Raw genomic sequence first — 12,684 nt, 5'->3', positions numbered from 1 at the left:
CCGTCAAGACGGGTTCACCGGGCGCTTACCGACGAAGTACGCTTCAATCCGAAGCGCTTCGTCCCATTCTGCAATCGCCGCTAGTAATTCTCTTATTGCATCCTTACGATGCCGCTCCTGCCGCTCGCGTTCCTCTGCTTCTACCCGACGGGCTTGCTCATCCCGCCACTGCCTATCCCTTTCGTGGGCCATGATTCTCGCCGCCTCTAGCTTCACAATTAGCTCAGACGCTGCTACTTCAAGTTTCTCCACAATGGCGGGCACCAAGGAAAAGAACTGTCCGGGCTTCTCTTCGGGACAGCGCTCGACCCAGTTGACGAGCCAGGATGGGCTGTACATCTGCAAGCACAGTCGACCTGACGGCAGATCCTTAGTCGTTGTCCAATACCTCGGCTCTTGGTATTTGCGTCGTTGGTTAGGGGTCAAACTTCGAACCGGCACGTAGCTATTGTTGCCCACATATAGCATTTCTACGGCTTCGGTCATCTCGAAGAGGGTCAAACCGATTGGTACATCGCCGATGTACAACACGGTTGGCCGCTCAGGCGACCACGCAGGGTGCTGATAGTGGTTCTTTCGTTGGGATTCGCGTAGATCGACGTCGGCTCGCCTCAGCTGTGCACTTGTTGGGGCAATTGTTAACCGGTGTCCACGAGCGGCTAGCGCTCGGAACAGCGCGTTGGCAGAGTTGATGGCGGCGTCCAATCCTTCCTTCGAGGATAGTACGTCGGGTAGCAGACGCTTAAACGGACGCAGGATACCGTTTTCGCTATCGCGAGTCTTCTCAAAAAATGGCTTGATACCAAGCAGGAGTGGATGGAAGCCGTTGCACGTCCCGGGTTGTTTCGAGGACGGTCGCACAAATGCGTCCGGCTTCGGTTCAGCATCGGAGGTCGGAGACTGTGACCGTGCTGTTTTTTGAGCCGCCCGTTCGATCGCGCCAATAAACTTCCCTGGGCTCCATTCTGTGACATCCCCTGCTCTGCCTTCGGGCAATGCGGGTCGTGCTGGCGCCTTACCAAATTCGAGTTGTGCCCAATATCCTCGAGGGGGGCGCGGCACGCGCAGTTCGGTGCATACTCTCGCCATGTAGCTTGATGACACTCCCAGTCGCTCGGCAACTCGAAGCATTGGCTCGCGCCAAACAAGCTCGTATAACTGCTCACGCGATATTGGAGTCGCTTCGGTGCCGGCCGCATCGACGCTCTTCGGTTCATCCGTTTTCCTCGTCACAGTAGGTCTCCCTAGCACTCTACGCGGTCGGTAACCGCTTTCGCACGGCGTAACTCGCGCCGCCCACTTTGGCGGTAAGGACTATGCCTTTGGGTCAACGGGACGTTACCGTAAACCCTCATCGCAAGGGACGATGATAGGAGCATCGGCTGTCGCAGACCTAATTTCTCAATGTCCCGCGCCGCAGCTAGTTGGAATATGAATTCGTGGTATAGAAGTCGAACATCACATCGGTAGTAAATGTACAGTTTGGAGAGGAGTCTGGAGTGTCTGCGGGATACGTGTACATTTTGATAAATTCATCGATGCCTGGGGTCATCAAAATCGGCAGGACTCTTCGAGATTCAAGGGCGAGAGCGCGGGAGCTACAGTCAACCGGTGTTCCCACTGCGTTTGAGGTCGCCTATGAAGTATTTGCAGAAGATCATGAAGCTCTCGAGGAGAAGATGCATGGGGAGATAAGTGAGTTCAGGGTTTCGGCAAACCGGGAATTTTTTCGCTATCCACTGAGGATGGCGATTGAATGCCTGCAGAGACTATCATCGCCGCCCAAGGACCCATCCTCGGCATTTTCGGCCGAGAGCATCTTTCACGAAATTTCAAAGAAGTACGAATCCTGGCTTAGGCCTGGCATCGTGGACGTCAGAATTGTTCAGACTCAGTCGCGCGTTTGGCTCGAAATTACTGAGGAAGAACATAAAGGAGAGTATCTAGTAGATCAGGTGATAAAGCGAAGTGATCTTGCGTTCTGTTCCGGCAGTATCGATGGGGAACGCTATTTTAACCCCGGCGATTCGATCTCAAATAATGCAAGAAAGTTTGTCGGAAATTGGGATCCCTACTCAATTATCATGACGACAGATCTGTTTCATCACGACGCATTTGTCGAAATAGATAATGATCCGCGGATGAACCCGCATAAACGAAATTAGGGGCTTGTGCTTGTATGAGCGCCAAACTCTTTCTGGTAGTGGGCCCTCGGCGTATCGGTCTTGCCAGAGTTTTCACCATGCAGTCCGTGTGGATTCACGGGGCTCCGGAGGATGGCTGACCGCCGACTAGGTCTGCGTATGAACGGCGGCGGCGCTTCCCACGCAGTAAGAAGCGGTGCGCGTTTGGCAAAATTCGTTTCTGCAGAGCAACGATGAAAGTGCATGACGTTCCAAGGGCGACAAGATAGCGCTGAGCTTAGTACCGGCAAGATTTATAGTTGATCATTGGAGAAGTAGATGACCAAGGAGATTCTCGCGTGAGACCGTTTTCGCTGCGCGTTTTTGTCCCGTCAGGGGACCCGACCGGGGTGTTGATTGCAACCCGAGACGATGGTATTGGCAAGGCAACAATTTTCTCGCGGTCCCTCCTAGGCGAGGTTAAGGGGCGGAAAGAGTGGAATTTGCCTGGGATCTACTTACTCGTCGGTCCTTCCAAGCTTTACATTGGGGAAGGCGACCCCGTGGGCAAGCGTCTCGAGGACCATGCTGCAAAGAAGGCTTTTTGGGAGCGAGCGCTTTACTTTACCGCTGAGACGCGACTGAACAAAGCGCATATCCAGCATTTGGAATCGAAGCTCGTCAAGCTAGCTCAAGAAGCGGGCGTAGTGCCGCTTGATAACGGGAATACTCCCCAAGCGCCTGCGTTGGGAGAGGAAGAGTACGCATTCGTCGAGAACGTGCTTGCTGATTTGCTGCTGATGCTGCCGTTGTTGGGATATCCGCAATTCGAAGCTTCGGAAGTTGCAGCTGCGAGTTCGGATGAGGAGGTGGACGCGCCCCATGCAGCAGCTACAGGGAAACGACGCGCTGCTTACTCGGCCATGCCTCGAGGCTTGCTGTTCCACAGCACGTCAAAAGACGCCCGTGCCACGATTGAGACCGTCGATGGCGGTGTACTGCTGAAAGCGGGAAGCATAGTGGCAAGCGAACCCGCGCCGAGCTTTGACGTATGGATGCCAAAGTACGCTCAAATGCGTCGTCAACTAATTGAATCCGGTGTCATCGACGCCCAGGACGGGAGACTGGTTGTGAAACAAGACCAGTTCTTTTCTTCTGCATCCGGTGCCGCCACGGTTGTGCGCGGGGTCAGCAGCAATGCGGACGGCTGGATCGGCGCAGACGGTCAAAATCTTGGCGACCTTCTGCGACAGTGGAAGCAGAAGAACTTCTGCTGATGCAGGTGACTTTGTCACTTTGATGCGGAAGTGGAAGCTCCCGCTGCCCCTCACACGAGATTGTGAACCGATAAAGGCTCATCGACTCGCTTCGAGTCGGGAACCGCAATTCAGCAGAAGCTTTTTTGCGTGCCGCCATCATCCTGAGTCGGTTCACGCATTGGGGTTGTAGTCGGATGAGGCCCAAATCAGAAGATCGAGCTCCGCGAGGTTCTTTGCCGGATAGTTGGGATTGGCTCGCAACGCCATTCGCAATTTCTTCGCGAGGTCGATATACATAGCGCCCTCGCTGGAGCCGCGCGGCGCGGTGAAGCGGTTCAGTCGTAGGAACCGGTGAACAGGGTCATTTAGCACTGGATAATCATTGGGGAAGCGCAGACACAGCATCTCCGATAGGAACGCCTTGCGTGCCGAATTTCCGCGGGCATCAAGATGATCCAGTTCCACTCTTACCACGTCGTCCCGATCGCGTTTGTTGGCGTCCAAAATCGCAACAAATGAAGCAGCGAGTTCCTGGAAATCGGCGTGCTTGCCTGTCCTTTCCCATCCTTTGCCCTGCAGTCGGCTTCCCTTCTCCATGCTCCAATACTGCGGCAGTTCGTCGAAGAACTGTGTATTCGTAATACTTCCGCTGGCCGCGCGACGGAACAACCGTATGAGTCCGTTGCGTTGCTTAGCGTAGGCCTCGAGTTGCTTCCTCCGAACCCGTAGCCGATCCGCGGTCTTCGACGGTCGGGGCAGCTTAAAAGTGACGACGGGCGACTTCTCTTTGCGAGCCGGCATGCGCTTGCCGGATCCGCCCGGGTTGCGCACGGCCTCTACGTACTGATCCAGCCAATCCTCGGAGACTGGGACCGAGCGATCTTCAATCCACTCGATCCAGTCCTTTGCTTCTTCGAAGGCCTTTTCTGAAATCGGAACCAGAACATTTGCTTCGACGTTGCCCTCAAAGGCGGCCCGACTCAGGTTGGACGAGCCAACCAGCATGAAGGCCTGCCCCTTAGCAGTGCGCCAAATAACCGCCTTTGGGTGGAAGCCCACAATAGTGTCTGCTACCAGGAAGTCTGCCTTGCGCGAAGCCGGGAGCCATCTCAGGACATCCATGCACGCACTCTTGCGAGTGATGCCGAAGTCCTTGCCGATGATGCAGCGGAACCTCTTACAGGCTGGCGTCAGCTTGATTTCCCAATCCCACTCCGTCAAATAGGCGCTCACAACATAGAGTTCCACCGCGTCCTTAAATGCTGTCAGATAGTGCTCCCCAAGAACGCTGCGCGATTGACTCCTGTGCAGAATGATTTTCATGCTTTTCATGTCGTTCGCGATCGGGGCTCCTGTTGCGGTGGAGAGCATGATACATAACACCGACCGGGTGCTCATGTTACATAAGTGACGGAGCTCGGGCGTCTTGTCCCTCGGTTTGGTGGACATCATGTTTCTCTAACCTTATGTGGCAAGATAGACGCAAACTCTCAAGAAACATGGCAAGCTACGACGGCCCAAAGTTTGGCGAGAGCCAACTAAGGTCTTGAGTTGGAAGGATTTTTGCTCCGACTTATCGTGGCAAACGACAGGCGCGACAAAACCCGATCAACACGTGAGGCCGGCGCCACGTGTAGTATCGAACTTCATCTTCTTCACGGAGGGCATGACGATGTCTGGCAAGGCTTACAGCAAGATCGCGGTGGCAGTGGACGGCAGCAGCACGTCCGACCTGGCGCTGCAAGAGGCGATTCGCGTGGCCAGCGGGGGCGGCGGTACGATCCTGGCGCTCTACGTGGTCGACAACGGCGTCATGCTGTTCGATGCCGGTTTCTACGATCCGACGCAGATCGAACGGGCCTACGTGGACAGCGGCAAGAAGGCGCTGGAATCGGCCGGGCAACTGCTGGGCAACGCGGGCGTGGCATTCGAGACGCGGCTGGTGACGGAGCCGGCCGTCATTGGCGATATCGCCGGGTCGATCAACGCGGCCGCCAGCGAATGGGGCGCCGACCTGCTGGTGATCGGCACCCATGGCCGACGCGGCGTGCGGCGGCTGGTGCTGGGCAGCGTGGCCGAGGCCGTGATTCGGCAATCGACCATGCCGGTGTTGCTGGTACGCGGCGAGGCAGCGGCCGACTGACGGCGTCGCGCCACCACGCGGCGGGCGGCCGGGGGTCAGGCTGCCATTAGCCAGCCATCATCCGGCAAAGCGGAAATGTCCGCCGCGCAGCACGATCTCGCGTGCCTCGGTCAGCTCGAATAGCGTTTCGGCCAGTTGCTCGATCCGCTTGCGGTTGGTCGTGAACGCCCGCACCAGATCCTCCTCGCGTGGCGATTGCGCCCCGCAATAGGCTTCCAGCGCCTCCGCCGTGACCGAATATTGCGACCAGTTGCCGTTGACCGTGGCGGGACAGGACAGGGTCAGGCTGGCCCCGCAGTAGGTGGGAACGCTGGTGGGAAAGGTGATATCGGCCATGGCATACCTCGTCTTGCCGGGAACGGGGAAACCGCGAATATCCTTTCAATATAGGCAATTAGCGATGCCTGGCAAGCCGCGCACCGGGTGCTGGATCAACCCGCGGCGGCGCCGGGCAGGCGCAGGCGCCGCGCCATGGCCTGCTCGGCCGCCAGCCGCCGCAGACGGGCGACGGTGTCGTGGGCGGCGTCGATATGGCCGTCCGCATAGGTGGACTGCTCGGCCAGGAACTGTTCGAACAACGGGTCGGACGGCGTCAGCGGCACCCGGCGCGCCGGCGCCACGGCAGCGCTGACGCCGGTGCGGCCCGGCCGCACGGCCACTTCGGCCAGCCGGGTTTCCAGATCGGACAGCAGGGTCTGGATGGCTGGCCCCGGCAGCGCGTGGGGCTCGCCCGATTCGGCGCCCGCCCGGACCAGCCCGGCCAGCGACGCCATGCGCCGGGCCGTGGCATGCAGCGCCACGTGGGCGGCGCCCAGTTGCGCGTCGAGATCGCCGGCGCACTGTGCCAGCGTCTCCTCGGCCCGCGTCGACGCCCGGCCGGCCGCCACGCGCAGCGCCTCCAGCCGCATCCGGGCCGGCGTGACGGTCCGCGCGCTGCTGATGGCGGCGCGCAGATAGACCGCGTTGACCGACAGCGCATCGAGCGTGTGCCGATAGGCGCGCGACAGCTCCGCGCGCGGCGCCAGCACGTAATAGCTCGCCAGCGCGATCAGGCAGCCAATGGCCGTATCCACGCCGCGCAGCGCCGCCACATGGCTGCTGCTGGACGCCGGCTCGCCGAGCCACGAAAACAGGATGACCGCCGGCGTCAGGCAGAACGCAAAGCCGCCCGCGCTGCCGGCCAGCCGCAGCGCGTAGGCGGCGGCCAGCCCCAGCGCGCTGAGTCCCAGGGCCAGCACCGGGCTGGGATGGGCCAGCCCCACCGCGCACGCCAGCAGCGCGCCGGCCAGCGACCCGGCAAAGCGCTGGAACGAGATCTGGCGCGTGGTCTGCAGGCGCGGACTCAGCACCATGATCACGGTGACGGCGACCCAGTAGCCATGGTCGACCTGCAGCAGTTGCGACGGCAGCAGGCTCAAGGCCCCGGCGAATGCCATGCGCAGCGCGTGCCGCGTGACCCGCGCATCGCGGGCGGCAATGTCGGCCAGCGCCTGTCCGATCCGGTCGACGACGGTGGCCAGGCTGGCCCTCGGCCATGCGAAGGTGTCGCGCCAGCGATCGAACGGCGGATGCTGGGCCAGCGCGGCCAGCGCCGACTGGTACGCCGGCGGGGCGCCGGCATTGGCACGCTGGCCGATCAGCCGGCGCACGTCGCGGTCGAGCATGGCGCTCAGCGCGGGCAGATCCGGGGCATGGCGGGCCAGCGCTTGCCGTACCTGCTCCTGCGTATCGGCCAGGCAGCGCGCGGCGTAGGCCAGCGGCAGCGCGTGGTTATCTCCGGCCCGCTCGCGCAGCTCGCCGGCGACGATCAGCAGCGCGAACATTGCGTCGGCCACGGCCAGCGTGTAGGCGTAGTGGAGCATGCCGACCGGATCGACAAGGCCACGCCGCGCGGCCACTGCGGCGCGCCCGGCTTCAATTCGCTCGCGGATTTCCTTCTTGTGCGGGGCCGTGTCGGCGGGCGTGGGCGCCGCCAGGCAATCGGCAAAGCGCTGCAGGGCGTCGTAGACCGCGATGATTTCGGGGCGCGGGCGCGCATCGCGCTGCGACGGCACCAGCACCAGGCACATCAGGCAGGCAAAGACGCCGCCGCGCAGGTAATCGACCGCAGCCGCGCCGGCATGGGCCAGCACGGCGGCATCGCCCACCGGCTGCAGGCAGGCGGCGATCAGCACCACATAGAGCAGCTTGAACCATAGCGCGGCGGCCGGGCCGCGCAACTCGGCCAGCCCGGCGATGACGCCCGCGGCGATCACCACGGCGAGCGCCGCAAGCGGCGAATGCGCCAGGCTGGCACCAATCAGGCTGGCCGCCGCGCCGCCGATGCCGACCGCGCCGAGGCCACGGATGCGGGAAGCCGCGGTGCCCTGGCGGTCAGCCAGGCACGTCCAGATCGATGCGGTGGCCGACCACAGGTAACCCTGGTCGCCCGTGAGCCACCCGATGCCGGCCAGGGCGAAGAACGCCAGCGCATAGACGACGCCGCGCTGGACAAACGCGGCGTCAAGCCAGAACGAGGGAAGGCGCAGGGGGCGGCGCATGGGCGGAAAGAAGCGGGATGTCTCAGGGTGAGTACCGATCCCACTCTACGGGCACTATTGCTGCGTCGCAACATTTCCATGGAATCACGGCGTTTTGCGCGTCGCTTGTGCTCGGTTGCACCAGTTTGGGGAAATGTGATCCACCCGGGTGCCGGAAGGCCATTCCGGCAGCTTTGCGACGGAAAGATGGCGGGGAGCCAAGGGATTGCCCAAATTTTGGGTAAAAAAAACCCGCGCAGGTTGTGCGCGGGTTGGAATCCACCGAGGTGGTGGAGGAGACAGACTTCACTATACACGACTTGTTGCGACGCACCAAGCTTCGGCCGTGAAAATGCCTGCAAGACCGCACAATCAGCGTTGTTGTCGTACAACAGGCGGGGGTGATTCAGCGGAAGAGGTAGGCGATCCACACGGCCGCGGCCAGTCCGACCCCATCGGCGAACAGGGCACAGCCCAGGGCGTGGCGGGTATTGCGCACGTTCACGCTGCCGAAATAGACGGCCAGCACATAGAAGGTGGTCTCGGTCGACCCCTGGATGATCGCGGCGAGCCGGCCCTGGAAGGAATCGACGCCGTAGGTGGTCATGACGTCGACCATCAGGCCCCGGGCGCCGGCGCCGGACAGAATCTTCATCAGCCCGACCGGCAGGGCCGGGACGAAATCGGTATTGACGCCCAGCCACTGGAATCCGGCCGTCAGGGCCCGCATCGCCACGTCCATGCAGCCGCTGGCTCGGAATAATCCGATCGCTACCAGGATGGCGACCAGATAGGGAATGATCTGCACCGCGACGCCGAAGCCTTCCTTGGCGCCATCGATAAAGGCGTCATAGACATTGACGCGCCGCAGGGCGCCGCAGACCAGGAACAACATGATCAGCGACAGGATGAAGCCGCTGCCGGCCAGCGCCGCCATCTGGCTGACCTGGTCGGGCGGGGCATGGCGCAGCCAGACGAACAGCCCGGCGACGGCCGCGCCGGCCAGGGCGAAGGCGATCAGCACGGCAGGCTTGAACAGGTTCAGCCGCTGGACCCACGCGACGGCGAGCAGCCCGGCCAGGCAGGACGCGCCGGTGGCCAGCAGCGTCGGCAGGAAGATATCGGCCGCGTTGAATCCGACCAGCCCCTGCTTGACGGCCAGCGCCTGGCGGATGGCGATCACCGAGGTCGGAATCAGCGTCAGCCCGGCCGTGTTGAGCACGATGAACATGATCTGCGCGTTCGTCGCGGCGTCGGGCCGGCGGTTGAGGGTTTGCAGCTCGCGCATCGCGGTCAGGCCGAGCGGCGTGGCGGCGTTGTCCAGGCCAAGCATGTTGGCGGACACGTTCATCATCATCGCGCCTTGTGCCGGGTGGCCCTGGGGGACGCCCGGAAAGAAATGCCGCAGCAGCGGGTTCATCAACCGGGCAAAGAGGTCGATCACGCCGGCGCGTTCGCCGATCCGCATGATGCCGATCCACAGGCTCATGACGCCGGCCAGGCCCAGCGAAATCTCGAACGCGGTGCGCGCGCTGTCGAAAAGGCTGGCGAGCAGGGCAGGGAAGACCGTGGCATCGCCGGCCACGAGCCGGACGCAGGCGGCCAGGAAAGACAATAGGAAGAATCCGAGCCAGACGAGGTTCAGTGCCATCGACGTATATAAGGCCAGTGGAAGGCTTCGCCCCGCGCGGCGCGGCGAAGCCTCGCATCATAGCCTGCTCGTCCTAGGCGATGTCGGCGCCGCGTTCGGCCAGCAACGCGCGCAGGATCGAGCGATGGCAGTGAGATTCGTCCTCGCAATAGCAACCGAGCGAAAAATTGGTCTGGTGGGAGAAGGCGGCGAGCAGGTCCAGCGTGCGGCTGGCGTCGGGCTGCGCCATCTCGGCACGAAACTGCCTCTCGAACGCCCGCCACGCCTTGGGATCCTTTGCCGCCTGCGCCTGGGCCACCAGGTCGGCGGAGGGCGACAGCACCGGGTACCAGACGTCATAGAAATCGCGGCTGGCGAACTCGGCCTTGGGCACGCCGCGCGGCGGCCGTCGCACGGTACCCATGCGCAGCCCTTCGTCCCCGGCACGCGCTTCGCCCAGCCTGACGACGCGGATGGCCATCGGTTTCCTCCTTATTGATTCAGTGTCGGAAAGCTTATGACAGATGGCCCGGCAGGGGTCGTCTTCCCTTTTTTCAGAAAGCCCTTGCGTACCACGTGGAACCCGTCTAATATTCGCCCCCTCGCAACACGAACCGCGCTGCAAACGCAGCAGCGACAAGGGTTGCGGGCTTGATGGGGGTTGGAGTTGGCGGGGTTTGCCAGCGCCGGCCAGCAGAAAAAAGTTCTGCGAAACCTGTTGACGAAACGTTGAATGCTCTGCATAATCTCGTTTCTCCGCTGCGACGAAATACGCAGCGACAGCGAACGGCGAAGCCGGCCCGCTGAAGTTCTTTAACAACCAAACAACCGATAAGTGTGGGCGCTTGATGGCGAACGCCGCCGGGGACTTCGGGTTCCTGGTGTTGCTTCAACAGTATCAAGTGCTCGCACAGTAAAACATGTTGGTTTGGCTCTTCGGAGTCAAGCCAGTCAGTTTTCTGAGAGTGAGCGACCGCTCGAAAGAGCGAGCCCTTCGGGGCACACAGAGATTGAACTGAAGAGTTTGATCCTGGCTCAGATTGAACGCTGGCGGCATGCCTTACACATGCAAGTCGAACGGCAGCGCGGACTTCGGTCTGGCGGCGAGTGGCGAACGGGTGAGTAATACATCGGAACGTACCCTGTTGTGGGGGATAACTAGTCGAAAGATTAGCTAATACCGCATACGACCTGAGGGTGAAAGCGGGGGACCGCAAGGCCTCGCGCAGCAGGAGCGGCCGATGTCTGATTAGCTAGTTGGTGGGGTAAAGGCTCACCAAGGCGACGATCAGTAGCTGGTCTGAGAGGACGATCAGCCACACTGGGACTGAGACACGGCCCAGACTCCTACGGGAGGCAGCAGTGGGGAATTTTGGACAATGGGGGCAACCCTGATCCAGCAATGCCGCGTGTGTGAAGAAGGCCTTCGGGTTGTAAAGCACTTTTGTCCGGAAAGAAAACGTTCTGGTTAATACCTGGGGCGGATGACGGTACCGGAAGAATAAGCACCGGCTAACTACGTGCCAGCAGCCGCGGTAATACGTAGGGTGCGAGCGTTAATCGGAATTACTGGGCGTAAAGCGTGCGCAGGCGGTTTTGTAAGACAGGCGTGAAATCCCCGGGCTTAACCTGGGAATTGCGCTTGTGACTGCAAGGCTAGAGTGCGTCAGAGGGGGGTAGAATTCCACGTGTAGCAGTGAAATGCGTAGAGATGTGGAGGAATACCGATGGCGAAGGCAGCCCCCTGGGACGTGACTGACGCTCATGCACGAAAGCGTGGGGAGCAAACAGGATTAGATACCCTGGTAGTCCACGCCCTAAACGATGTCAACTAGTTGTTGGGGATTCATTTTCTCAGTAACGTAGCTAACGCGTGAAGTTGACCGCCTGGGGAGTACGGTCGCAAGATTAAAACTCAAAGGAATTGACGGGGACCCGCACAAGCGGTGGATGATGTGGATTAATTCGATGCAACGCGAAAAACCTTACCTACCCTTGACATGCCACTAACGAAGCAGAGATGCATCAGGTGCCCGAAAGGGAAAGTGGACACAGGTGCTGCATGGCTGTCGTCAGCTCGTGTCGTGAGATGTTGGGTTAAGTCCCGCAACGAGCGCAACCCTTGTCTCTAGTTGCTACGAAAGGGCACTCTAGAGAGACTGCCGGTGACAAACCGGAGGAAGGTGGGGATGACGTCAAGTCCTCATGGCCCTTATGGGTAGGGCTTCACACGTCATACAATGGTGCGTACAGAGGGTTGCCAACCCGCGAGGGGGAGCTAATCCCAGAAAACGCATCGTAGTCCGGATCGCAGTCTGCAACTCGACTGCGTGAAGCTGGAATCGCTAGTAATCGCGGATCAGCATGCCGCGGTGAATACGTTCCCGGGTCTTGTACACACCGCCCGTCACACCATGGGAGTGGGTTTTGCCAGAAGTAGTTAGCCTAACCGCAAGGAGGGCGATTACCACGGCAGGGTTCATGACTGGGGTGAAGTCGTAACAAGGTAGCCGTATCGGAAGGTGCGGCTGGATCACCTCCTTTCCAGAGGCTTGTGTTCACAAGTCAAGCGTCCACACTTATCGGTTTGTTTGAGTGTTACAGCCAAGGGTCTGTAGCTCAGGTGGTTAGAGCACCGTCTTGATAAGGCGGGGGTCGTAGGTTCAAGTCCTACCAGACCCACCAAGTTATCCGGGGGATTAGCTCAGCTGGGAGAGCACCTGCTTTGCAAGCAGGGGGTCGTCGGTTCGATCCCGTCATCCTCCACCACTTACCTTGGGGTAGTTGTCAAAGAGAAGCGCTCGGTTGCGAGTGTTTGTCTTTGGCTGTTGCCATCGAGCATGTTTGCTCGGCTGTTCTTTAACAATATGGGATGTAGTAAAGGTGTCGCGAGTGCGTTGATGAGGCGTGCTGCAGTACGCGATACCGGGTTGTGATTGTATCAACCAAAATGTATTTAAGTGATCGAAAGATGACTTGGAATACGGCACAAACGCGAGAACTCAGACCT

General features: G+C 60.4%; 9 protein-coding genes, 2 tRNA genes and 1 rRNA gene. 6 read left to right on the top strand and 6 right to left on the bottom strand.

The window, feature by feature from the left end; all coding sequences use genetic code 11:
• Positions 1–3: 3 nt before the first annotated feature.
• Positions 4–528: a hypothetical protein gene (locus EPAKOI_RS15320; RefSeq protein ID WP_423192542.1), complete on the bottom strand. Its 525-nt coding sequence runs from the start codon at positions 526–528 to the stop codon at positions 4–6.
• Positions 529–1,499: 971 nt separating this feature from the next.
• Between EPAKOI_RS15320 and EPAKOI_RS15315 the strand changes: the two genes are divergently transcribed.
• Together EPAKOI_RS15315 and EPAKOI_RS15310 are read left to right on the top strand one after the other, a co-directional pair.
• Positions 1,500–2,165 carry a GIY-YIG nuclease family protein gene (locus EPAKOI_RS15315; protein WP_423192541.1) on the top strand — a complete coding sequence of 222 codons (666 nt, stop codon included), beginning with the start codon at positions 1,500–1,502 and terminating at the stop codon, positions 2,163–2,165.
• Between the two features lie 317 nt (positions 2,166–2,482).
• Positions 2,483–3,400, top strand: coding sequence for a GIY-YIG nuclease family protein (locus EPAKOI_RS15310; RefSeq protein ID WP_423192540.1), 918 nt, complete (start codon positions 2,483–2,485; stop codon positions 3,398–3,400).
• Positions 3,401–3,553: 153 nt separating this feature from the next.
• On the opposite strand, the gene EPAKOI_RS15305 is transcribed toward EPAKOI_RS15310, so the two are convergent.
• Positions 3,554–4,753, bottom strand: a complete 1,200-nt coding sequence (locus EPAKOI_RS15305) for a hypothetical protein (RefSeq protein WP_423192539.1) — start codon at positions 4,751–4,753, stop codon at positions 3,554–3,556.
• 301 nt (positions 4,754–5,054) lie between these two features.
• Between EPAKOI_RS15305 and EPAKOI_RS15300 the strand changes: the two genes are divergently transcribed.
• Complete coding sequence (locus tag EPAKOI_RS15300) at positions 5,055–5,525, top strand: universal stress protein (RefSeq protein ID WP_124683007.1); 471 nt, start codon at positions 5,055–5,057, stop codon at positions 5,523–5,525.
• A gap of 57 nt (positions 5,526–5,582) precedes the next feature.
• Here EPAKOI_RS15300 and EPAKOI_RS15295 read toward each other — a convergent pair whose 3' ends face one another.
• The 4 genes from EPAKOI_RS15295 to EPAKOI_RS15280 all read right to left on the bottom strand — a co-directional run bounded on the left by EPAKOI_RS15295 (position 5,583) and on the right by EPAKOI_RS15280 (position 10,155).
• Complete coding sequence (locus EPAKOI_RS15295; RefSeq protein WP_124683008.1) at positions 5,583–5,861, bottom strand: DUF1488 domain-containing protein; 279 nt, start codon at positions 5,859–5,861, stop codon at positions 5,583–5,585.
• Positions 5,862–5,956: 95 nt separating this feature from the next.
• The gene (locus EPAKOI_RS15290; protein WP_423192538.1) at positions 5,957–8,065 is read right to left on the bottom strand and encodes an FUSC family protein; all 2,109 of its coding nucleotides are present in this window, start codon (positions 8,063–8,065) and stop codon (positions 5,957–5,959) included.
• Positions 8,066–8,450: 385 nt separating this feature from the next.
• Entirely contained in the window at positions 8,451–9,695 is a 1,245-nt protein-coding gene (locus EPAKOI_RS15285) for a nucleoside recognition domain-containing protein (RefSeq protein WP_423192537.1), read from the bottom strand.
• Between the two features lie 73 nt (positions 9,696–9,768).
• Entirely contained in the window at positions 9,769–10,155 is a 387-nt protein-coding gene (locus EPAKOI_RS15280; RefSeq protein ID WP_423192536.1) for a DUF488 domain-containing protein, read from the bottom strand.
• Between the two features lie 531 nt (positions 10,156–10,686).
• On the opposite strand from EPAKOI_RS15280, the gene EPAKOI_RS15275 reads away from it, so the two are divergent.
• The 3 genes from EPAKOI_RS15275 (at position 10,687) to EPAKOI_RS15265 (ending at position 12,443) form a co-directional block, all read left to right on the top strand.
• A 16S ribosomal RNA gene (locus tag EPAKOI_RS15275) occupies positions 10,687–12,218 on the top strand.
• A 64-nt stretch (positions 12,219–12,282) separates the two neighbouring features.
• Positions 12,283–12,359 (top strand) — tRNA-Ile (locus tag EPAKOI_RS15270).
• An 8-nt stretch (positions 12,360–12,367) separates the two neighbouring features.
• A tRNA-Ala gene (locus EPAKOI_RS15265) sits at positions 12,368–12,443 on the top strand.
• Positions 12,444–12,684 lie beyond the last annotated feature (241 nt).

This window comes from Cupriavidus sp. H18C2, assembly GCF_049393795.1.
Lineage (GTDB): Bacteria > Pseudomonadota > Gammaproteobacteria > Burkholderiales > Burkholderiaceae > Cupriavidus > Cupriavidus pauculus_C.
Note: the sequence above shows the minus strand (reverse complement) of the source record. Positions and strands in the feature narration are given on the sequence as shown.

Excerpts from the sequence above, each read along its gene's own strand:
- EPAKOI_RS15305 (WP_423192539.1), bottom strand. The coding sequence starts at position 4,753 with ATGCTCTCCACCGCAACAGGAGCCCCGATCGCGAACGACATGAAAAGC.
- EPAKOI_RS15280 (WP_423192536.1), bottom strand. The coding sequence starts at position 10,155 with ATGGCCATCCGCGTCGTCAGGCTGGGCGAAGCGCGTGCCGGGGACGAA.
- EPAKOI_RS15290 (WP_423192538.1), bottom strand. The coding sequence starts at position 8,065 with ATGCGCCGCCCCCTGCGCCTTCCCTCGTTCTGGCTTGACGCCGCGTTT.
- EPAKOI_RS15300 (WP_124683007.1), top strand. The coding sequence starts at position 5,055 with ATGTCTGGCAAGGCTTACAGCAAGATCGCGGTGGCAGTGGACGGCAGC.
- EPAKOI_RS15295 (WP_124683008.1), bottom strand. The coding sequence starts at position 5,861 with ATGGCCGATATCACCTTTCCCACCAGCGTTCCCACCTACTGCGGGGCC.
- EPAKOI_RS15285 (WP_423192537.1), bottom strand. The coding sequence starts at position 9,695 with ATGGCACTGAACCTCGTCTGGCTCGGATTCTTCCTATTGTCTTTCCTG.